The 21,630-nt window shown below is 67.6% G+C and carries 20 protein-coding genes; 11 read left to right on the top strand and 9 right to left on the bottom strand.

What is annotated here, in order from left to right:
• Positions 1-105: 105 nt before the first annotated feature.
• Positions 106-1,740 carry a hydroxylamine reductase gene (gene hcp / locus MLE18_RS12825; RefSeq protein ID WP_243439201.1) on the bottom strand — a complete coding sequence of 545 codons (1,635 nt, stop codon included), beginning with the start codon at positions 1,738-1,740 and terminating at the stop codon, positions 106-108.
• Between the two features lie 203 nt (positions 1,741-1,943).
• Here hcp and MLE18_RS12820 point away from each other — a divergent pair, with 203 nt between their 5' ends.
• The 9 genes from MLE18_RS12820 to MLE18_RS12780 all read left to right on the top strand — a co-directional run bounded on the left by MLE18_RS12820 (position 1,944) and on the right by MLE18_RS12780 (position 11,794).
• Complete coding sequence (locus MLE18_RS12820) at positions 1,944-3,245, top strand: diguanylate cyclase (protein ID WP_243439200.1); 1,302 nt, start codon at positions 1,944-1,946, stop codon at positions 3,243-3,245.
• Positions 3,232-4,686: an outer membrane homotrimeric porin gene (locus tag MLE18_RS12815; RefSeq protein WP_243439199.1), complete on the top strand. Its 1,455-nt coding sequence runs from the start codon at positions 3,232-3,234 to the stop codon at positions 4,684-4,686. The genes MLE18_RS12820 and MLE18_RS12815 overlap by 14 nt, the downstream gene beginning before the upstream one ends.
• Positions 4,687-4,834: 148 nt before the next feature.
• Positions 4,835-5,221: a phosphoribosyl-AMP cyclohydrolase gene (hisI, locus tag MLE18_RS12810; RefSeq protein ID WP_243439198.1), complete on the top strand. Its 387-nt coding sequence runs from the start codon at positions 4,835-4,837 to the stop codon at positions 5,219-5,221.
• Positions 5,221-6,000 (top strand): phosphatidate cytidylyltransferase, encoded by a 780-nt coding sequence (locus MLE18_RS12805; protein ID WP_243439197.1) that lies wholly within the window; start codon positions 5,221-5,223, stop codon positions 5,998-6,000. The genes hisI and MLE18_RS12805 overlap by 1 nt, the downstream gene beginning before the upstream one ends.
• Positions 5,997-7,208 carry a 1-deoxy-D-xylulose-5-phosphate reductoisomerase gene (locus MLE18_RS12800; RefSeq protein ID WP_243439196.1) on the top strand — a complete coding sequence of 404 codons (1,212 nt, stop codon included), beginning with the start codon at positions 5,997-5,999 and terminating at the stop codon, positions 7,206-7,208. Before MLE18_RS12805 ends, MLE18_RS12800 begins: the two co-directional genes overlap by 4 nt.
• Positions 7,205-8,296 carry an RIP metalloprotease RseP gene (rseP, locus tag MLE18_RS12795; RefSeq protein WP_243439195.1) on the top strand — a complete coding sequence of 364 codons (1,092 nt, stop codon included), beginning with the start codon at positions 7,205-7,207 and terminating at the stop codon, positions 8,294-8,296. Before MLE18_RS12800 ends, rseP begins: the two co-directional genes overlap by 4 nt.
• Positions 8,293-9,030, top strand: coding sequence for a tRNA (adenosine(37)-N6)-threonylcarbamoyltransferase complex dimerization subunit type 1 TsaB (gene tsaB / locus MLE18_RS12790; RefSeq protein ID WP_243439194.1), 738 nt, complete (start codon positions 8,293-8,295; stop codon positions 9,028-9,030). The genes rseP and tsaB overlap by 4 nt, the downstream gene beginning before the upstream one ends.
• 168 nt (positions 9,031-9,198) lie before the next feature.
• Positions 9,199-10,536, top strand: coding sequence for a glutamine synthetase family protein (locus tag MLE18_RS12785; RefSeq protein WP_243439193.1), 1,338 nt, complete (start codon positions 9,199-9,201; stop codon positions 10,534-10,536).
• A 127-nt stretch (positions 10,537-10,663) separates the two neighbouring features.
• A complete protein-coding gene (locus MLE18_RS12780) occupies positions 10,664-11,794 on the top strand; it encodes an aminotransferase class V-fold PLP-dependent enzyme (protein WP_243439192.1) in 1,131 nt (376 codons plus the stop codon).
• Between the two features lie 110 nt (positions 11,795-11,904).
• Here MLE18_RS12780 and MLE18_RS12775 read toward each other — a convergent pair whose 3' ends face one another.
• The 8 genes from MLE18_RS12775 to MLE18_RS12740 form a co-directional block, all read right to left on the bottom strand.
• On the bottom strand, positions 11,905-12,096 hold the full coding sequence (locus tag MLE18_RS12775) for a hypothetical protein (protein ID WP_243439191.1): 192 nt from the start codon (positions 12,094-12,096) through the stop codon (positions 11,905-11,907).
• A gap of 158 nt (positions 12,097-12,254) precedes the next feature.
• Positions 12,255-12,734 (bottom strand): chemotaxis protein CheW, encoded by a 480-nt coding sequence (locus MLE18_RS12770; RefSeq protein WP_243439190.1) that lies wholly within the window; start codon positions 12,732-12,734, stop codon positions 12,255-12,257.
• A 15-nt stretch (positions 12,735-12,749) separates the two neighbouring features.
• Complete coding sequence (locus tag MLE18_RS12765; RefSeq protein ID WP_243439189.1) at positions 12,750-14,777, bottom strand: HAMP domain-containing methyl-accepting chemotaxis protein; 2,028 nt, start codon at positions 14,775-14,777, stop codon at positions 12,750-12,752.
• Positions 14,778-14,915: 138 nt separating this feature from the next.
• A complete protein-coding gene (locus tag MLE18_RS12760) occupies positions 14,916-15,983 on the bottom strand; it encodes a tetraacyldisaccharide 4'-kinase (protein WP_243439188.1) in 1,068 nt (355 codons plus the stop codon).
• A 48-nt stretch (positions 15,984-16,031) separates the two neighbouring features.
• Positions 16,032-16,736: a Bax inhibitor-1/YccA family protein gene (locus MLE18_RS12755; protein WP_243439187.1), complete on the bottom strand. Its 705-nt coding sequence runs from the start codon at positions 16,734-16,736 to the stop codon at positions 16,032-16,034.
• Positions 16,737-16,807: 71 nt separating this feature from the next.
• On the bottom strand, positions 16,808-17,362 hold the full coding sequence (locus tag MLE18_RS12750; protein WP_243439186.1) for a PAS domain-containing protein: 555 nt from the start codon (positions 17,360-17,362) through the stop codon (positions 16,808-16,810).
• A gap of 23 nt (positions 17,363-17,385) precedes the next feature.
• Positions 17,386-19,314, bottom strand: coding sequence for an acetate--CoA ligase (gene acs, locus MLE18_RS12745; RefSeq protein WP_243439185.1), 1,929 nt, complete (start codon positions 19,312-19,314; stop codon positions 17,386-17,388).
• Between the two features lie 48 nt (positions 19,315-19,362).
• Positions 19,363-20,235 carry a LytR/AlgR family response regulator transcription factor gene (locus tag MLE18_RS12740; RefSeq protein ID WP_243439184.1) on the bottom strand — a complete coding sequence of 291 codons (873 nt, stop codon included), beginning with the start codon at positions 20,233-20,235 and terminating at the stop codon, positions 19,363-19,365.
• 227 nt (positions 20,236-20,462) lie between these two features.
• Between MLE18_RS12740 and MLE18_RS12735 the strand changes: the two genes are divergently transcribed.
• Together MLE18_RS12735 and MLE18_RS12730 are read left to right on the top strand one after the other, a co-directional pair.
• A complete protein-coding gene (locus MLE18_RS12735; RefSeq protein ID WP_243439183.1) occupies positions 20,463-21,140 on the top strand; it encodes a CBS and ACT domain-containing protein in 678 nt (225 codons plus the stop codon).
• A 148-nt stretch (positions 21,141-21,288) separates the two neighbouring features.
• A complete protein-coding gene (locus MLE18_RS12730; protein WP_243439182.1) occupies positions 21,289-21,534 on the top strand; it encodes a hypothetical protein in 246 nt (81 codons plus the stop codon).
• Positions 21,535-21,630: the final 96 nt, after the last annotated feature.

Here is a 21,630-nt window from a genome sequence, read left to right as displayed (position 1 = left end):
GGGGGCGGGGCCAGGGTTATCCCCCCTCAAACGGGGGGGGCGGCGCGGCGGGGGGGCCCCCCCGCCCCTTGTGGTGGAGGAAGGCGAGGTGAAGACGGTTATCGGTTAGCCCAGGATGGCCTTGATGTCCTCATCCGGGGTTGTGATGGGCATGATGTTCAGCTTGTCCACCAGGACCTTCAGCACGTTGGGGGTGACGAAGGCGGGCAGGGAGGGTCCGAGACGGATGTCCTTGATACCCAGAGCCACCAGGGTGAGCAGGATGGCCACGGCCTTCTGCTCGTACCAGGAGAGGATCATGGAGAGGGGCAGGTCGTTGACGCCGCAGTTGAAGGCTCCGGCCAGGGCGACAGCGACCTGGATGGCGGAGTAGGCGTCGTTGCACTGGCCCATGTCCAGCAGGCGGGGGATGCCGCCGATGTCGCCCAGGTCCATGTCGAAGAAGCGGAACTTGCCGCAGGCCAGCGTCAGGACCACGGTGTCCTTGGGCAGCTTCTCCACGAACTCGGTGTAGTAGTTGCGGCCGGGCTTGGCGCCGTCGCAGCCCGCCACCAGGAAGAAGCGGCGGATGGCGCCGGACTTCACGGCGTCGATGACCTTGTCCGCCACGCCCAGGACGGCATTGCGGGCGAAGCCGGTGAGCACCTGCTTGCCGGGGGCGTCGGCGGTGAAGCCGGGCATCTTCAGGGTGTGCTCGATTACCGGGGAGAAGTCATAGGTGTCGATGTGCTTCACGCCGGGGAAGCCCACCAGGCCGTGGGTGAACACGTTGTCCTTGTAGGACTCGGAGGGCTTCATCAGGCAGTTGGTGGTGAAGAGGATCGCGCCGGGGAACTGGGCGAACTCCTTCTGCTGGTTCTGCCAGGCCGTTCCGAAATGGCCGTAGAGGTGCGGGTAGGTTTCCTTGAGCTTGGGGTAGCCGTGGCAGGGCAGCATCTCGCCGTGAGTGTACACGTCGATGCCCTTGCCCGCGGTCTGCTTGAGCAGCTCCTCGAGGTCCTTCAGGTCGTGGCCGGTGATCAGGATGGCCTTGTTCTTGCGCTGCCCCAGGGGCACGGCGGTGGGCTTGGGGTGGCCGTAGGTCTCGGTGTTGGCCTTGTCCAGGGCTTCCATGGCCAGCAGGTTCACCTGGCCGGTCTTGATGCAGGCGTTGAACCACCAGTCCATGCCCAGGCCGGGCTTGGTGGCGGCGGACATGGCTTCGTGGATCCAGTCGTAGATTTCCTTGTTCTCCACGCCCAGGATGTTGGCATGGTCGGCGTAGGCGGCCACGCCCTTGAGCCCGAAGAGCACCATGTGCTGGAGCGACACGATGTCCGGGTCGGTGTCCGGGTTGTCCTTCATGCCGCCCTTGCCTGTGGCCGCTTCGGCGATCAGGGCATCAAGGCCGGCGGGGGCGGTGAAGTTGACGGAGGCGTGGCCGGGGATGGCGCCGCCGGCGGCCTTGACCTTGGCCTTGAGGGCTTCACGCATGCTGACGGTCTGGTTGATCCAGGTCTGGAAGCGGGCCGGGTCGAAGTCCACGTTGGTCAGGGTGGAGAAGAGCATTGAGGGCAGGTGGCGATCGACCTGGGCATCGACCACGCCGACCTTGCGTCCTTCCTCGGCCACGAGGCTCAGGCCGCGCAGGGCGTAGACCAGCAGGTCCTGCAGGTTGGAGGTGGTTTCGTCCTTGCTGCACACGCCGATTTTGTCGCAGACCTTGCCGTGGCTTGTCTGCTCGCACTGGTAACAGAACATATCGTTCCTCCCTTGGGGTTGGTTGGCGATTGCCGTCGTCTGGAGCGGTATATAGGCCGGCTGGCCGGGGCCGGATGTGACCTGCGTCACACAGGGATAAAAAAGATGATCTTTATCCTGTTTTGGCCGCATTCCGTCGTGCCGCCTCGGCTTGACGCTGCCCTCGCCACAGTGCATGGAATAAGAATAACTCCGGAGAATACATGCGACTCTACCACACCATACTGGTTTTGTCTCTGCTCATCGTGGGCATCAACGCCAGTTTTCAGGCCATCTGGTTGAGCGAGTTCTCCAGAGTGCGCGAGAGCGTTGAGGATTTCGGCAGCAACTGGCTGCCAGCCGTGCGCCTGGCGAGCGCCTTGGCCCGGCTGGCAGGGGAGTACAGGCGCATGGAGATGGACTACCTGCTCACGGAGGACCACCGCGAGCTGGCCGTACTGACCAGGCGCATGACCCGCTTGAACGGTGCCATCGAGAACGCGGAGCTGCGCCTGGCCGGCCTGATGGCCACCCGCTCCGAGCGCGACGCCCTGACCACTTACCTGGAATCGCGCAGCCGCTTCCAGGACGAGCACCGCGACATCCTCTCCGAAACAATGGCCGGGCACCCCGAGGTGGCCCGCAACATCTCGGCCAAGGGCTCGGCCCAGCACTTCGCGGCCATGATGGCCTCCCTGGAGACCATCGAGCGCCTCAACCAGGAGTACGGCGAGTCGGCCGTATCCAACGCTGGCCGCCTCTACCGGCGCATGGCGCGCACCATGCTGGCCGTGGGCCTGGGCAGCATCGCCCTGGCCTTGGCCGCGGCGGTAATGGCCGCACGGCGCATCAGCCGCCCCATCGCCGAGCTGGCGGCCTGCATGGCCACCATGCCGGAGGAGGGCCTCCCAGGATGCCCCATCAAGCAGCCCGGCCGCGCCGTGGCCGAGGTCAGCCTGCTCTACCGCGCCTTCCTGAACCTCACCGGGCAGCTTGCCCAATCGATGAAACGCCTGGAGGAGCTGGCCGTCACGGACCAGCTCACAGGGGCGGCCAACCGCCACCGCCTGATGGCGGAAGGCGTCCGCGCGCTGGACCTCTGCCAGCGTGCTGGCAGCCCCTGCTCCGCGCTGATGGTCGACATCGACCATTTCAAGCGCGTCAACGACACCCACGGCCACGCCGCCGGGGACGCCGTGCTGCGCCACGTCTCCCGGGAGCTGGCCCGGCACCTGCGCGCCTCGGACCTGCTGGCCCGCTACGGCGGGGAGGAGTTCGTGATACTGGCCCCCAACTCCGGCCCGGAGGAGGCGGCCCAACTGGCCGAACGGCTGCGCCGGGCCGTGGAGGCCCACCCCGCCCTGGCCGCCGGGGCGACCATCCCCATCACCGTGAGCATCGGCGTGGCGGGCGGCCAGCTGGCTCCCAAAGACTTCGAGAACCTGCTGCACGACGCGGACACGGCCCTGTACGAGGCCAAGCGCTCAGGCAGGAACAAGGTGGCCACGGCCGGTGAACCCGCCTAGCCGCATCTTCCTCATTTGGGCAGCCCTGCTGGCCTGCCTGGGCGCCGCGGCCCCGGCCCTGGCCCTGGCCGTCGAGGCGCGCATGGCCGGGGAGCACTACGTCTACGCCGCCAGCTTCGTGAACCGCAACTTCACCGGCTGGAGCGCGGACGGCTCCCAGACCGAGGACGGCTTCACCCTCTGGCAGCGCACGCGCCTGCGCCTGGACCTCACCAGCGGCGACAACCTGGGCTTCTGCCTCTGGACCCAAGTGCAGAACACCCCCTGGGGCAACGCCACCCTCACCGTGGACAACCCCGCCGTGGCCCTGCAGGTCTTCAAGGCCTACCTGCTCTTCAAGGTTCCCGGAACCGGGGTTGAGGCGGCGGCGGGCAAGCAGACCGTGACCCTGCCTCAATCCGAGGCTTTCAGCGGCCATGTCGTTCTGGATTCGGAGCTGGGCGCGCTCACCGCCAAGGTTCCGCTGGGCGGGAGCGTCGCCCTCGCCGCGGGCTACGGTCGGCCCCTGGGCTACGTCAACGCACTGGAGAACATGGCGGCCAACCCCCGCGATTCCCTGGATTTGTTCTTCGCCACCCTGCCCGTGACGCGCGAGTCCTTCTCCGCCACGCCCTGGCTCATGGCCGGGCTCTTCTCGAACAACGGGGCCAATACGCCCTACCAGGGCGCGGGCGGCCCGCCGGACCTGGGCTACATCCGGCAGGACATGCTCTCCATCGGGTATTTCGAGCGCACCCCCGGCTTCCGCCAGTCCTGCGCGCCCTATTTCTGGGCCGGGTCGAGTTTCAAGCTCGCCCTGGACACGGTGAGCCTGTACGCAGACATGGCGGCGGGCCTGGGCGGGGCCTGGGACGCGCCCAAGAACCGGCGGCGCGGGCTCTTTTTCGATGCGGCGGCGTCCTACGACGCGCTGGGCTTCTTGTCCCCGCGCCTGTTTGGCTGGTGGTCCAGCGGGGAGGACGCGGACGTGCGGGACGGCTCGGAGCGCATGCCCGCCCTGGTGCGCACCTGGAACGCCGGGGCATCCTACCTGTTCTCCACCGGGCAGGTGTTCGACAACACCACCAGCGTCAACGCCTGCCCCATCGGGGCCTGGGGACTGGGCGCCAGCCTGGACGCCGTGAGCTTGATCCCGGAGCTGAGTTCGCGCCTGACCGCCGCGTACGCGCGCGGCACGAATGCCCCCAAGGCCCTGCGCCGCGCCGTGGAGCTCACCGGGGAAAACGGCATGGCCCAGATGGGCAGGCACCTGAGCGTGAACGAGTACCTGCTCGGCGTGAACTTCGACCACGCCTGGAAGGTATGCGACGGCCTCAGGATCGTGGTGGAGACGGGCTGGGCCCACGCGGGCGGGTTGCAGAGGAGCATCTGGGGCAGGCGCTTCGTGGACGCGGCACAGGACTCCTGGAAGCTGGCCGGGGGGCTGCTGTTCACCTTCTGAGGCGCACCGCGCCAGTCACTCCTTGCCCGCCGGGTTCAACGCGGCTATGCTGGCCGTACAATCCCCAGGTGCCTGCCTGAACCGGCGACCTTGACCCCTGCCCCGGGGGCCATTACAAGTGCCCACGCCACGCGACAAGGATACGAACATGTTCAAACCCGATTTCGAGAAGGGCGGGGGCCTTGTGCCCGCCATCGCCCAGGACGCCGCCACCGGCGAAGTGCTGATGCTGGCCTACATGAACGAAGCCGCCTGGGAAAAGACCCTGGAGACCGGCGAGGTTCACTACTATAGCCGCAGCCGCAACAAGCTCTGGCACAAGGGCGGCACCTCCGGCCACACCCAGAAGGTCAAGTCCATCCGCCTGGACTGCGACCGCGACGCCGTGGTCGTCCTCATCGAACAGATCGGCGGCGCGGCCTGCCACGAGGGCTACCGCTCCTGCTTCTTCCGCGAACTGGGCAAGGACGGCGAGCCCGCGCTGTGCTCCCCCAAGGTGTTCGACCCCGAAAAGGTCTACGGTCCCGGCGCCTGATGAAGCCCGGCCCCCACCGCTCCCGGCTGATCACCGCCGCCGTGGCCCTGCCCCTGCTGGCCCTGTGCGTCTGGCAGGGCGGGGCGCTCATGCTGGCCCTGGTCACGGCGGGCAGCCTGGCCGGCCTCTGGGAATTCCAGGGGCTGTTCCCCGGCGCGCCGATGTGCGCGCGCGGGCTCAGCCTGGCCCTGGGCGCGCTCATGTGCTGGCTGGGTTTCAGGTTCGGCCCCGCCGCCGCCCTGGCAGTGCTGCCCGCGGCCTTCTGGCTGGAGGAGCTGACCCGGCTCTGGCACGGCACGGAGGGTAAGCCCCGCTGGTACCTGGCGGCGTCGCTGGCCTACATCCCGGCCAGCCTGCAGTTCGTGCCCGGGTTTTCCCCCGCCGAAACGGCCCTGGTGCTCCTGGCCGTGATGGCCTCGGACACGGGCGCCTACTACGCCGGGACCCTCATCGGCGGCCCCAAGATCTGGCCCTCCGTCTCCCCCAAGAAGACCTGGGCGGGCAGCTTCGGCAGCCTGGCCGCCACCGTTGCCTGGTGCCTGGCCTTCGGCGCGCTTCGGGGCACGGCCCCGCTCGCCTGCTTCGCGGCCCTTGGCGCGGCCCTGGCCGTTGCGGCCCAGATGGGCGACTTCATGGAGTCCGCGCTGAAGCGCACGGCCGGCGTCAAGGATTCCGGGGCGCTGCTGCCCGGACACGGCGGCGTGCTGGACCGCATCGACGGCATGCTCCCGGCCATCCTGGTCTACGCCCTGGCCCGCAACCTCTTTGGACCGCTATGATCGACTACATCTCCGCCCTGCCCGGCGCCGACGCCCTGCCCGGCTTCCCCAGGAGGCTCTGCATCCTGGGCTCCACTGGCTCCATCGGGGAGTCCGCCCTGGCCGTGGCCGCGGACCATCCCGAGGAAATCTCCGTGCTGGCCCTGGCCGGAGGCCGCAACGTGGAGCGCCTGGCCGCCCAGGCCGCGCGTTTCCGCCCACGCTTCCTGGCCGTGCTGGAGGAGGCCGGGGCCTGGAGGCTGCGCTCCATGCTGCCCTCGGGCTACGCCCCCGAGATACTTACCGGCCCCGAGGCCTACGTCACCCTGGCCACCCTCGAGGACGCCGACGTGGTGCTCTCGGCCATCGTGGGGGCGGCCGGGCTGCCGCCCACCCTGGCCGCCGCCGAGGCGGGCAAGGTGGTGGCCCTGGCCAACAAGGAGTCCCTGGTGCTGGCCGGGCACCTGATCCGGCGGGCCTGCCGGAAGTCCGGGGCCGTGATCCTGCCCGTGGACTCGGAGCACAACGCCCTGTTCCAATCCCTGGCCGGGCACGACGGCCAGGACGTGGACCACCTGATCCTCACCGCCTCGGGCGGTCCCTTCCGGGACTGGCCCGCGGCCGACATCCCCAAGGCCACTGCTGCCCAGGCCCTCAAGCACCCCAACTGGTCCATGGGCGCCAAGATCAGCATCGACTCGGCCACGCTCATGAACAAGGGGCTGGAGGTCATCGAGGCCTGCCAGCTCTACGGCCTGCCCCAGGAGCGCGTGACGGTGCTGGTGCACCCGCAATCCATCGTGCACTCCCTGGCCGCCTATTGCGACGGCTCGCTGCTGGCGCAGATGGGCCAGCCGGACATGCGCATCGCCATCGCCTACTGCCTGTGCTACCCTAGGCGGCTGCCGCTGAAGCTCGAACCGCTGGACCTGGCCTCCCTGGGCACGCTCAGCTTCAGCCACCCGCGCACCAAGGACTTCCCCTGCCTGGACCTGGCCCGGCGCGCTGCCGGGGCCGGGCCGGGGCACTGCGTCACGCTCAACGCCGCCAACGAGGTGGCCGTGGAGCTGTTCCTGAAGGACAGGATCGGCTTCGCGGACATCGCCCGGGCCGTTTCCTGGGCGCTCGACAGACACCCCGGGCTAGACGATCCCGATTTCATGACCATTTTGGAGGTGGACAGGGCCACTCGCAGTGACGTGGCCACATACCTCACGGGAACCTCATGATAGACTTTCTGGGCAAGGCCCTCTCCTTTGTCGTCGTCATCGGCGTGCTCATCTTCATCCATGAGTTGGGGCACTTCATCGTGGCCCGCTTCTTCGGCATGGGCGTGCGCACCTTCTCGCTGGGCTTCGGGCCGCAGCTGGTCGGCTTCCGCCGTGGCTCCACCCAATACCGCATCTCGCTCATCCCCTTGGGCGGCTATGTGCAGCTTGTCGGCCAGGACAACGAGGATGACTCCACCGAGGGCTTCCCGCCGGAGCAGTGGTTCATCCGCCGCCCCTCCTGGCAGCGCATGCTGGTGGTGGCCGCCGGGCCGTTGTTCAACCTGGCGCTGGCCTGGGCGCTCTACGCTTCCATGTTCTACGCCCACGGCCGCTTCGAGACCCCTGCCCACATCGGCCAGGTCACGGCTCAGAGCGCGGCCGAACGCGCGGGGCTCATGCAGGGCGACACCGTGTCGGCCGTGAACGGCGCGCCCATCAGCTTTTTCCGCGATCTGCAGAAGGCCGTGGAGCTCAGCAAGGGCGGACCGGTGACCCTCACAGTGGAGCGCGGGTCGGACAAGCTGACCATCACCATCACGCCGGACATGCTGCCCCAGAAGAACATCTTCGGGGAGGACGTGAGCAAGCCCATCCTGGGCATCCGCTCCACGCAGGAATCCATCAACATCCCGCTCGGCTTCGTTGAGGCTATGCGCGAAGGCCTGCACCAGACCTGGGAGGTCACCTCCGTCACCGGGCAGGTGTTCTACAAGCTGGTCATGGGCGTGGTGCCCGTATCCTCCCTGGGCGGGCCGATCATGATCGCGGAGCTGGTGGGCAAGGGCACCGAGCAGGGCCTGACCTCCTTGGCAACGCTCACGGCCATGATCAGCGTGAACCTGGCCATTTTGAACCTTCTGCCCATCCCGGTTCTCGACGGCGGCCACATCCTCTTCTACGCCCTGGAGACCATCTTCCGCCGGCCCGTGTCCGAACGCATCCGCATGGTGACCACCAAAATCGGCTTCGCCCTGCTCATGACGCTGATGCTCCTGGCCACCGCCAACGACCTCATCCGCATCGTCAGCGGCGGCGGGATCAAATGATCCTGGCGCTCAACACCGCCGAGGAGCGCCTGCAGATCCTGCTGGTGGACGGCGGCGGCCTGCGCGGACTCTTCGAGGAGGACTGCCCCGGGCGCATGAACGAGATCATGGCGCCCGAGGCCGCCCGGATGCTCGCCGCCGCGCCCGCCCCCCTGGAGGGCGTGGCCTGCGTGCGCGGGCCGGGCAGCTTCACCGGGGTGCGCCTGGGCCTGGCCTACGCCCACGGGCTGTGCCTGGCCCGGTCCCTGCCCCTGGCAGGGCTGGACTACCTGCCCCTGCTGGCCGCCTGCGGCCGGGAGGAGGCCCCCGGCTGCGAAATGCACGTGCTCACGCACTCGCGCACGGCCCGGGTGTACCATCAGGGCTTCGACCCCTGCGGCGCGCCCCTGGCCCCCGCGCAGGACCTGCCCGCCCAGGCCGCCGCGCAGCTCGTCCGCCAGCGCGCCGCCACCGGGCCGGTGGCCGTGCTGGGCTCGGGCCTGCGACGCAACCCGGCCCACTTCGAGGACTTGGGCCCAGCCCTGCGCCTCGGCCTGATCGACCCTACCCCGCCCGCCCTGGCCCAGGCTGCCCTGACCCAGGCCGCTCGGGGCGCCGCCTTCACCGGCCCGCCCGTGGACGCCCTCTACCTGCGAGGCTCCGATGCGGAGGAGAATCTGGCCGCCATCGCCGCAGGACGCGGCCTCACGCCCGAGGAGGCCCAGGCCCGCCTGGAGCGTGCGCTTTCCGGCTGACAGCACCCCACCCTTCCTTCCTGCGGATCATTCTGGAACGATTGACTATTCCCCCCCGAAATTCCCCGCTTGCGCCTTGAACCGGCTTGTTTTTTCCGTTAGGGATGGCATCTGAGCCATCAGCCCGATTCCCCCGGGCTGCACACCACTCGCAACGGAGGAAACAGCATGGCGGTGTTCAAATGCAAGAACGCTGACGACGTGCTCAAGGCGGTGAAGGACTACAACGTGTCCTTCGTCCAGTTCTGGTTCATCGACATCCTGGGAATGCTCAAGAGCTTCCAGATAACCCCCCGGGAGCTGGAGGCCGCCTTCGACGAGGGCATGGGCTTCGACGGTTCCTCCATCACCGGCTTCACCAAGATCCACGAGTCGGACATGGTGGCCTTCCCCGACCCCACCACCTTCCAGCTGGTGGCCTGGCGCCCCTCCGACCGGCCCGTGGCGCGCCTGTTCTGCGACGTGAAGAACCCCGACGGCACCCCTTTCGCGGCCGACTCCCGCTATGTGCTCAAGCGCATGCTCAAGAAGGCGGCCGACCTGGGCTACACCTACTACGTGGGCCCCGAGCTCGAATTCTTCCTCTTCGCCAACTCCACCGAGCCCAAGATCCTGGACCGCGGCGGCTATTTCGACGCCCCGCCCCTGGACCTGGCCAACGACGTGCGCCGCGACATCATCTTCGCCCTGGAGTCCATGGGCATCGCGGTGGAGTACTCCCACCACGAGGTGGCCCCCTCCCAGCACGAGATCGACCTGCGCTACAACGAGGCCATGGCCATGGCCGACACCGCCATGACCTACCGCGTGGTGGTCAAGGAGGTGGCCCGCAAGCACGGCTGCTACGCCACCTTCATGCCCAAGCCCCTCTTCGGTGAGAACGGCTCGGGCATGCACGTGCACCAGTCGCTGTTCAAGGGCACCAAGAACTGCTTCTACGACGCCTCCTCCCCCAACCACCTCTCCACCGAGGCCCAGGCCTACATCGCGGGCCTGCTCAAGCACGCGCCCGAGTTCTGCCTTGTCACCAACCAGTGGGTGAACTCCTACAAGCGCCTGGTGCCCGGCTACGAGGCCCCGGTGTACATCGCCTGGGCCCAGCGCAACCGCTCGGCGCTCATTCGCGTGCCCATGTACAAGCCCGGCAAGGAGGCCGCCACCCGCATCGAGCTGCGCTGCCCCGACCCGGCCGCCAACCCCTACCTGGCCTTCGCGGCCATGCTGGGCGCGGGCCTCAAGGGCATCGAGGCGGGCTACAAGCTGGCCAAGCCCGTGGAGGACAACATCTTCCACATGTCCGAGCGCGAGATGAAGAAGCACGGCATCGCCGCCCTGCCCGGCAGCCTCTACGACGCGGTGGCCAACCTGGAGAAGTCCGCCCTGATGAAGGAGGTGCTCGGCGAACACCTGCACTCCGCCCTGGTGGAGTACAAGGCCGACGAGTGGGACCGCTACAGGGTGCAGGTCACCGAGTGGGAGATCGAGAAGTACCTGCCGATCCTCTAGACGGCAGGCAAATCCAAACGCGAAGGCCGCCCGGCGACGGGCGGCCTTTTTTACAGCCTCACAGGAAACGAATTCTTGCGCTCACCGCCCACACGGGTATCCTGCGCCAGCGCAAACAGGAGGCCTCATGATCCCCAACCAGCGAGAACTCTTCGGCATTCCCGACGACGTGGTCTACTTCAACTGCGCCTACACCTCCCCCCTGCCCGCCCCCGTGGAGCAGGCCGGGCGCGAGGCCGTGGCGCTCAAGCGCACCCCCTGGAAGCTCCCCCAGGAGCTTTTCATCAGCGGCCCCGAGCGCACCCGCGCCGCCTTCGCCGCCGTGCTCGGCTGCGACCCCGAGGGCGTGGCCCTGGTGCCCGCCGTGTCCTACGCCATGGCCGTGGCCGCCCGGAACCTGCCCCTGGCCGAGGACCGCTCCGTGCTGGTGCTCGACGAGCAGTTCCCCTCCAACGTGTACCCCTGGCTGAAGATGGCCCCTGGCCGCGTGAAGGCGGTGCCCCGGCCCAAGGAGGGCTCCTGGTCCGACGCGGTTCTGGCCGCCGTGACCCCCGAGGTGGGCCTGGTGGCCATGCCCAACTGCCACTGGACCGACGGCACCGTGTTCGACCTGGCCGCCGTGCGCGCCGCCTGCGACGCCGTGGGCGCGCACCTGGTGGTGGACGCCACGCAGTCGCTCGGGGCCATGCCCTTCGACATGGCAGCCGTGCGCCCGGACGCGCTGGCCGCCTCGGGCCACAAGTGGCTGCTCGGGCCCTACGGCGTGAGCTACCTCTACCTGGACGCCAAGTGGCGCGACGGCGAGCCCCTGGAGGAGAACTGGCTCAACCGCGAAGGCAGCGAGGATTTCTCCCGCCTGACCGAATACCGCGACGGCTACCGCCCCGGTTCGCGCCGCTTCGACATGGGCGAGGTGAGCAATTTCGCGCTCATGCCCATGGCTGCCACTGCGCTGGAGCTCATCGCCGCCTGGGGCGTGGAGAACGTGGCCGCCTCCATCAAGCCCGTGGTCACGCGGCTGGCTGTCATGGGGCAGGCCTTCGGGCTCACCCCCGTTCCCGAGGCGGAGCGCGCCCCGCACATGATCGGCCTCAAGCTGGTCAACCGCCTGGCGAAGCCCGTGGTGCAGGGCATGGTCTACCAGAACGTGTTCGCCAGCGCGCGCGGCTCCATCATCCGCCTGGCCCCGCATTTGTTCGCCACCGGCCGCGACATAGAGCTGTTCACCAACGCCCTGGCGCGCAACCTCTCCACGTAGCGCGCCCCCTCAAATGCAACAGGCCCCCGCAGCGGTACGCACCGCTGCGGGGGCTTTTGTTGCCGTTTGCTGGGGACTCCCCCGCCCGAAACCTGCGTGCGAACCTGCGATCAGACCCTGCGGCTGGCGATGAGGCCCTTGAAGACCTCCATCATCAGGGAGTTGGTGGTGTTGGTGATGTTGGACTGGGCATCGAATTCCGCCGAGCGCTTGTGGGCCGCGGCGGAAAAGTATTGCAGGATGAGCTGGTTGACCGCCAATCCTTGCTGCACGGGTGATTCGAATCCCAACTTGTTCGACATGGCTGACCTCGCATCCGGCCGCGTTCATTGAACAGACCCAGCCGTAACTGCCTTATCGGCCGTAGCCTGCCCGAAGTTTAGGCCCGTCGCGAAAAAAGCCGCCCGGACTGAGCCGGGCGGCCATATCGAGGCTGAAGCCGGAGCCCCTCAGCCCGGGGCTATTCGCCCTCTCCGGCCGAAGCCAGCTGGGAGAGCTCCTCCTCGGTGAACACGCGGTCTATGTCCAGCAGGATGATGAAGCCCTCGCCGTGCCTGCCGATCCCCTTGATGAAGTCCGCCTTGACGGACGTGCCCATGCGCGGAGCGGGCTCCACGTCGCCGGGTTCGATGTCCATGACCTCCTGCACGGAGTCGGCCAGCGCGCCGAGCACGGTCTGCTCTCCGCCGAGGCTGACCTCCACGATGATGATGCAGGTGTCCACCGTGTTCTCGGCGGGGGGCATGCCGAACTTGAGGCGCACGTCCACCACGGGCACGGCCCTGCCGCGCAGGTTGATGACCCCCCGGATGTGCTCCGGGGTGCGCGGCACCTTGGTGATGGAGGTCAGCTCCAGGACTTCGCGCACCGAGGCGATGTCCAGCGCGAACACCTCCTCCCCGAGGGTGAAGGTCAGATACTGGTTGGTGCTTTCGCTCACTTCGCACTCCTGGGCTTAGAATTTCTCGAAGTCGGCATCGCCGTGAGCGTCCGGCCCCATGTGCAACACAACGCCTTTGCGGGGGGGTGCGGCCTTGCGCATGGCAGCGCCAGCGCGAGGCATCATGCCCATGGACGGGAGGGCCCTGGGGGCGCTGCGGGCGGAGGCGCTCTTGAGCTTGAAGAAGCCCACGGTGGCCAGCAGCTGCTCGGCCTGGCTGGAGAGCTCCTCCGAGGTGGAGGCCATCTCCTCCGAGGCCGAGGCGTTCTGCTGGATCACCTGGTCCAGCTGCTGCACGGCCTTGTTGATCTGGTCGGCCCCGGCGTTCTGCTCCTTGGAGGCTGCGGCGATCTCCTGCACCAGCTCGGCGGTTTTCTTGATGTCCGGCACGATGGCCCCGAGCATCTGCCCGGCCTTCTCGGCCACAGCCACCGACTCGGACGACAGCGACGAGATCTCCGCCGCGGCGTGGCCCGAGCGCTCGGCCAGCTTGCGCACCTCCGCGGCCACGACCGCGAAGCCCTTGCCGTGTTCGCCCGCGCGGGCGGCCTCGATGGCGGCGTTGAGCGCCAGGAGGTTGGTCTGTCGGGCTATCTCCTCGATGATGGAGATCTTCTCCGCGATCTGCCTCATGGCACCCACGGTCTGAACAACTGCCTGCCCGCCCTCCTCGGCGTCCTTGGCGGCCTTGAGGGCCATGGCCTCGGTCTGCAGGGAATTGTCCGCGTTCTGCTGGATGTTGGAGGCCATCTCCTCCATGGAGGAGGAGACCTCCTCCACGCTTGCGGCCTGCTCGGCGGCGCCCTGGGAGAGGGACTCCGCCGTGGCGGACAGCTGCTGGCTGCCCGAGGCCACGTTGTTGGCCCCTTCCACGACTTCGCCCATCACCTCGCTCAGGCGCTGGACCATGGTGCGCAGGGCCTCGGCAAGCACGCCGATCTCGTCCTTCTGGTCCACGTCGAGTTCCTGGGTCATGTCGCCTTCAGCCATCTTCTGGGCGAAGGTAACGCCCTTGATCACCGGCCCGGTGATGCCCCGGGTGATGACGATGGCCACCACCACGCCCAGCAGCAGGGCCACCACGAGGCCCACGGCCATGACCGTGGAGGCGCTGGCGAGGCTCTGGGAGGCGGCGAGAGTGGACTCCTGGGTCTGCTTCACGCCCACCTCGGAGAGTTCCCGCGCGGCCGCGAGCACGGCCTCGCTGGTCTCCAGCCGCTTGCCGGCCAGCTCCACGGACTGGTCCATGATGCGGATGGTGACGGCCATGGCCCCCCTGTAGGTTTCAATGGCTTTCCTCAGACCTTCGAGCTGGCGGATGTTTTCCTCCCGGCGGACCAGAGGGCGGATGCGCTCGTAGTTCTTTTCTATGGAATCGAATTTGACCATGGCGTCCTTGATCAACTTGGAGTCGCGCATGGCGATGGCTTTGAGGGTGGCGATACGGATGGCATCGCCTTCGATAATGATGTCCTCCATCCAGTCCAGCTTGTGCAGCCGATCCTTGAGGACGGCCATGTCTGCTTTGGCGTCGATATCCGCCAGGCCCGCGTCGCGTTGGCTGGAGTAAAAGTCGTCCGCGTTCTTGGTGAAGGCGGCCGCCGCCGTGTCCATTTCCTTGAGGTTGGCCTCTTGCGCCTTCATCATATCACGGGTCTGCAGAGTGTATTTCTTGAATTCGGCCAGGGCCTGGGCGGCCTTGTCAGCGTTCTGCTTCAGCTGGGTGAGGCCTGGATATTTCTGGACCAGCTCCCGGGCGGAGGCGATGTTCTTCTCCACCTCGGTGAACCCTTTCTGCGCGAGGTCCCAGAACTTGTCGTCCCCCGTGTAGCCGTAGCCCCGGGTCTGGAGCATGGTGTCCAGCGCGTCGCGCTCGATCTCGTTGGCCACGGCCACCTGCGGGGCCACTTCCATGGCCAGGCGGTCGGCCTGCTTGCCCACCGAATACATGTTCAGCATGGCCATGCCTCCGAGCACCCCGGCGATCAGTATGAGTACGCCGAAGCCCAGGCCGATCTTCACCCCGAGTTTCAAATTGCGCATAACGGCTTCCTTGTTCGTATTTATTACTATGAACTACCATAAAGACATCTTGCCCATGTGTGAAAAAAATAACGTATAGGCTTCGGGGTGTCCAGTAAGACGTGCCCCCAGGCGATAAAGGGGGAGGGGCAAGGAGGTTCAGGATGCGTGCAGAATATCCACCCAGGTGGTCTCCCACCAGGGTGTGAAGCGCGCGCCTGTTAGCAGGCAGGGGCCAAGGACCACTTCCGGGTCCCAGGTCCAGAGGGTGCGGCCAGGCACTCCGCCCAGGCGCAGGGCCGCCTCGGGGGTGGCCAGCACGTGGGGGGTCTTCATGCGGGCGGCGTCGGCGGCCAGCTGCTGCTGGTCCTGCGGGGAGAAGCGGTGCCCGTCGGGGAAGGCCACGCGCAGCCGGGGAGGCAGGCCCAGGAACTGCTGCGCGGCCTTTGCGGCCACGTCCTGGCTGGAGTGCGGGGCCACCAGCATGTAGGGCTCGCCGCCCAGGCTCTCGGCGGTTTCGCCGCCAGGACCGCGAAGCTGCCAGATCTTGGGCCACACGGTGAACACCGGTTTGGCGAAGCGCTCCAGCCTGCGCTTGGCCAGGGTCTCGCGCAGTGGCAGCTCGTCAGGCCAGAGGTGCAGCACGAAGGCCCCGGCCCGGTTGAGCGCCGTGGCGCCCTCCCGCCAGAACCCGGCCGGCAGCGCGCGGTTCCAGCCCTTGTCCAGGTCGTGGGGGCCGAGCAGGACGATGTCGCATTTCCGCCGGACGGAGAGGTCGGAGAAAAGATCGTGCAGGATGAACAGGTCCGGGCGCACGGTCTCCCAGGCGGACTTGCCGGCGCGCACGGGGTTGTCGTCGGCCAGGATGACCGTCTCGGGATGGTAGAGCGAAAGCAGGCCCGCCTCGGTGCCGCACAGGGCCGGAGGCGTGCTCGGCAGCACGGAGAGGGGCATGTCGTCCGGATCGCCGTCGCCTGGGCTGGCCAGCAGCGCCGGGGCCAGCCCCTTGGCTTTGGCCCAGCCCAGCAGCCAGGCCGAGAGCATGACCTTGCCCCTGGCCACGGAGGAGATGGAGCCAACGCCGACCGCCGGGGCCGGGGGCGTCCAGCTGGGGGGCAGGCCTTTGCGGCGCAGGGCCTCCCTGATGCGCCCGGCCAGGGCGTTGGCAGCGCCCACGGGAGCCAGCAGGGGCCTGAGCCGTTGTTGCCAGAGAAGGATGTCCTGCATGGGGAAAATGCCGGGGAGCCGTTGCGGGCTCCCCGGCGGAGGATGATCTTAGTCGCGGTTGCCGCCGAAGAAGCGCAGCATGATCAGGAACAGGTTGATGAAGTCCAGGTAGAGGGTCAGCGCGCCCAGGATGGAGCCGCGGCGCAGGGCCGTGGCGTCGCCCATGGGGGCGGCGGCGCCCATGTCCTTGAGGCGCTGGGTGTCATAGGCGGTGAGGCCGGTGAACACCAGCACGCCCACGCAGTTGATGATGAAGGCCATGGCGCTGCTTTGCAGGAAGATGTTCACCAGCGACGCGATGATGATGCCGATGAGCCCCATGAACATGAAGCTGCCCAGGCTGGTCAGGTCGCGCTTGGTGACCATGCCGTACACGCTCATGGCCAGGAACATGCCCGCGCTCACGGCGAAGGCCGAAGTGATGGACGTGGCCGTGTAGGCCAGGAAGATGCTGGAGAGGGTCACGCCGTTCAGGGCGCTGTAGGCCATGAACAGGCCCGTGGCCGTGCCCGCGGCCATGCGGTTGATGCGGGCCGAGAGCCCCACCACCAGGCCCAGCTCGGCCAGGATGAGCACGATGAGCACGACGGGGTTGAAGACGATCTTTAAGAGGGACGGGCTGGATGCCACCATCACGGCGACGACGGCGGTCAGGCCGAGGCCGGCCGCCATCCAGCCATAGACGCCGCGCATGAAGGCGTTCAGCGTCTCGGCGCGGGAAAGGGTCTGTTGAGCGTTTGCGGCATTATACATGTCGAAGCTCCTTCTGATGAATCATGATTCTTCGCTCCAAATAGTCCCTGTCCGGGCAGAACGCAAGCCCTTCAGCCCTGGGCGCCCCCACTCTCAGGGGGCGCGCCCGCGCTACGCGCGGCCTCCTGGGCACGGGCCAGTTCGGTGACGTCGAAGTGCTGCACCACCACGGAATCCACCGCGCCGTCAGCCCCGAACACCGGGTACAGCACCGTCTCCAGGACCATGTCCAGGTCCTGGGCGGGCCCGTGGGTTCTGTGGGCGTTGAAGACGTAGCGCGGCATGCGCACGGTGGTCCCGGCCAGGGCCTGCCGGAAGTAGCCCGGCACGCCGAGCATGATGAGCTGGGGGTCGGTGAACACGGAGAAGTCCTGCGGAGGCTGGTCCAGGCTGGCGGCGGCCATGGCGGCCTTGTTCACGCGCAGCACGCGGCCCTCCCTGTCGAACCAGATCTGCATGACGGGGCTTTCGTCGAACACGGAGCGGAAAGCCTCGCACTCGGCCTGCAGCCGGGCGTGGGCCCGCTTGCGCACCGCCTCGGCGGCCTCCAGTTGCTTGAGGGCCTGGCGCAGGCGCTCGTTCTCCGCCTCGAGCTCCTCCCGAGTGGGTGTCTGCGGCTCGTCCATGCGACCTCCGGGCGTGTTGCGGCCTACTCGTCCTCGAGGCTGGAGACGTCCCCCGGGGCTGCCCCCGTCTCTTCGGCGCGCAGAAGCCTGCGCATGATCTTGCCGCTCTTGGTGTGGGGCAGGCGGTCGCGGAAGGCGAAGGACCGCACCGCCACGAAAGGCCCCAGCTCGCGGTGGATGTGCGTGGTGAGCGACTTGATCAGCTCGTCCTCGGAGTCGAAGTCCTTGTGCCACTCCTCGGCGCGCACCACGAAGCACTTGGCGGCCTCGCCCTTGATGGGGTCGGGCACGCCGATGACGGCGGCCTCCACCACGGCCTTGTGCGCGGTGAGCGCGGCCTCCACCTCGGCGGGTCCGATGCGGTGCCCGCCGATGTTGAGCACGTCGTCGGCGCGGCCCTGGAACCAGAAGTAGCCGTCCTCGTCCTTGCGGGCCACGTCGCCCGCGAAATAGACCCCGGGAATCTTATCCCAATAGGCTTTCTTGTAGCCCTCGTCGTCGTGCCAGAGGGTGCGGGCCATGGCGGGCCAGGGCTTGCGCACCACCACGAAGCCGCCCTTGTCCGGCCCGGCGGGATTGCCGGCCCGGTCCACCACGTCCACGTCCACCCCGGGCAGGGGCCGACCGGCGCTGCCGGGCTTCAAAAGCGAGATGGGCAGCGGGGAGACCATGAACATGCCCGTCTCGGTCTGCCACCAGGTGTCCAGCAGGGGGCACTCGCTGCGCCCGATGTACTTGTGGAACCAGACCCACGGCTCGGGGCCTATGGGCTCGCCCACGCTGCCCAGCAGGCGCAGGGTGGAGAGGTCGTGGCGGCGCGGGTACTGCCCTCCGTAGCGCATGAGCATGCGGATGAGCGTGGGCGTGGTGTAGAGGATGGTCACGCCGTAGCGGGCCACGATGGCCCAGAGCCTGTCCGCCTGCGGGTAGAGCGGGTGGCCCTCGTAGAGCACCACCGTGGTGCCCGCCATGAGCGGCCCGAACACCACGTAGCTGTGCCCGGTGATCCAGCCCGGGTCCGCCGTGCAGAGGTAGAGGTCCGTTGGCTTGACGTCCATGACCCAGCGGTAGGTGGAGTGCACGCCCACCATGTAGCCGCCGTGGGTGTGCACCAGGCCCTTGGGCTTGCCCGTGGCCCCGGAGGTGTAGAGCAGGAAGAGCGGGTCCTCCGCGTCCATGACCTCGGTGGGGGCCTGGGGGCGCTCCTGGCGCAGCAGGTCCTCGTAGCGCAGGTCGCGCGGCTCCACCATGTCCAGCTCCACCCCGGCGCGGTGCACCACGATGACGGACTCGGTGCAGTCGCAGTCCTCCCCGAAGAGGGCCTCGTCCACCACGGACTTGAGGTTGATGACGCGGCCGTTGCGGTAGAAGCCGTCCGCCGTGACGATCACCTTGGGCTTGCAGCTCTCGATGCGCTCCCGCAGGGATTTGGTGGAGTAGCCCGCGAAGACCAGGGTCTGCACCGCGCCGATCTTGGCCGTGGCCAGCATGGTGATGACGGTCTCGGGCAGGGGCGGCAGGAAGATCAGGATGCGGTCGCCCTTGCCCACGCCCAGGGAGCGCAGGGCGTTGGCGAAGCGGCAGACGTCGCGGAAGAGCTCGTAATAGGTGTACTTGCGGCACTCGCCGGATTCGCCCTCCCAGATGATGGCCAGCTTGTTCTTGTTGACCGTGTGGATGTGGCGGTCCAGCGCGTTGTGCACCAGGTTGCACTTGCCGCCGGTGAACCAGCGGTAAAAGGGCGGAGTGGATTCGTCCAGGACCTGGGTCCACTTCTCGAACCAGTCCAGCTCGGCGGCCTGCTCCTCCCAGAACAGGCGGTAGTCCAGGTCCGCCAGCTTCAGTGCGGCCTTGAGCTCGTTCTGGCCCATGTTGGCTTCGCGCACCACCTGGGGCAGTGGGCGGAAGACCCGTTCTTCCCTGAGAAGGCTATCGACGAGGCCGGTTTCCATACGATGCTCCTGATGCCAGACGATGCTGCGGGGCGGCCGGGGGGCGCGTCATAGACCGAGGACCTGCTTCAGCTCCCCGATGCGGCGGCGGCTGATGGGCAGTTCGATGCGGGTTTTGCCCTGGGTGCGCAGCATGAACTGGCCCCCGGGCAGGCTGGCGATCTCGGTGACGGCCTCCAGGTTCACGAGGAATTTGCGATGCACCCTGAAGAACCCGTGGGACGCCAGGCGCTCCTCCAGGTTCTTCAGGCGGTAGGAGGTCAGGAACTTCTGCTGCGCCGTGTGCACGAAGGAGTAGTCCTCGTAGGCCTCCACGAAAAGGATGTGCGGGTACGGCAGGAGCAGGGTGCGGCCGTCCAGGGTGATGGGCAGCTTCTCGATGTCCACCGGCTTGCGCTTGAGGGTCAGGTCCCAGGCGTTCTTGAGGGCGGAGATGAAGGGGCCCTCCTCGTCCTCATCGATGGGCAGCTGGAGGGTCTGCTGGTCGTCCTGGGCGCTGGCGGAGCGCTCCTCGGGCCAGGCCCCGGCGGGCTGGACCTCCTTGAAGCCGGGCGAGAGCCCGCGCAGGCGGGTGAGCGTCAGTTCCAGGCGCTGGGGCGTCACCGGCCAGATGAGGTAGTCGGCCGCGCCCAGCTCGAAGGCCTTGTAGGCCTGGGACTCGTCAGGGGCCACGAAGACCAGCGCCGGGCGCTGGCGGCGGCCCGCCAGCATCTGGGCCAGCTCGATGCCCGAGGTGGGGCCGGGCAGGTCCGGCCCGACGAAGAACACCCCGTAGGGGATGGCCTCCAGCATCTCCATGGCCTCGAAGGCCGTGGCCGCCTCGCCCAGCACGCGCAGGAAGTCCACCCCGGCGAGAATCTGACGCAGCCCGGCGCGCACGGCCGGGTCGGCGTGGATGATCAGGGTCTTCACATGCGGCATGGGCGATGCTCCCTCATGGAAGGGTCATAGCGGCTCCGGCGCGGCGCGGCAAGGGCGCGGGGAAATCTCTTTGGTCAGCGGCGGCTTGGCTTCGGTGAACGGAGGGGACCGCCGCCACCCCGGCCTCATCCCCCACCCTGCCCCACGGGGCTGTTGCCCTCCCCGCGCATTTTCTGTAAGGATGCAAAACGGCTGATTGTTCGCCAATTAACGAGAGAGGAACTCCCATGCTTATCCGCGACTGGATGACCAAAGACGTGATCTGCGTGCAGCCCGAGACATCCATGATGAAGGCCTCAAAGCTCATGCGCGAGCATAAAATCAGCAGGCTGCCGGTTGTGGACGACTCCAACCGCCTGCTGGGCATCGTCTCCGATCGCGACCTCAAGGAGGCTTCCCCCTCCAAGGCCACATCGCTGGACATGCACGAGCTGTACTATCTGCTCTCCGAGATCAAGGTCAAAGACATCATGACCAAGACGCCTCTGGCCGTGAAGCCCTCGGAGACCGTGGAAAAGGCCGCCGTGCTCATGATGAACAACAACTTCGGCGGCCTGCCCGTGGTTGACGAAAACCTCAAGGTCGTGGGCATCCTCACCGACTCCGACGTGTTCAAGGTGCTGGTGAACATCACCGGCATCACCGAAGGCGGCGTGCAGCTGGCCTTCAGCCTGCCCAACAGCCCCGGCAGCCTCAAGTCCGTCATGGACGACCTCAAGGGCTACGAAGCCCGCATCATCAGCGTGCTTACCAGCTTCACCCACGCCGACGAAGGCCACCGCGACGTGTACATCCGCATCCACGACCCCGATAAGGCCGTGCTCACCCGCATGGTGGACGAACTGGGCCAGAAGTACACCCTGCTCTACTGGGTGCGCGACAACCTGAAGCCCATCGTCGCCTAGCCCGGCGCGAACCCGCGAACTCGCCCCCGGCGTTCCTCCCCTGGAGCGCCGGGGGTTTACGCATCCCGCGGCCTTGACTTGCCGCCCGCGCGTCATACTTCACTGGGCACGCACCCGCGTGCGCTCCATCATCCTCAAGGAGACACCCATGCTCGAAAAGCGCAACTGCCCTCATTGCGGCCAGACCATGAACGAATGGCTCGGCCCCCCCGAAAGCGGCTGGGGCATGATCCTGGTTTGCAACAACAACGAATGCGTCTTCTTCAAAGGCTCCCCGCGCATGATCCGCAACACCGAAGAGGAATCCCCCCTGGGTTGCCGCTACGCCGAGGACCCCGACAACAACTACACCCCCTTCAGCCTGGTGGCCTGGCACGGCGCCTGCCGCGACTAGCCTTCCCACCCCCGGGAACCGATTCGGGGCGGCCCGGGGGGGGGGGGGGGGGGGGGGTGTTTTTTGAGCCGGATGGCCGGGCGGGGTGCCCGCGGG

The organism is Fundidesulfovibrio soli (assembly GCF_022808695.1).
Classification (GTDB): Bacteria; Desulfobacterota; Desulfovibrionia; order Desulfovibrionales; family Desulfovibrionaceae; genus Fundidesulfovibrio; species Fundidesulfovibrio soli.
This window is presented reverse-complemented; position numbering and strand designations above follow the sequence as displayed.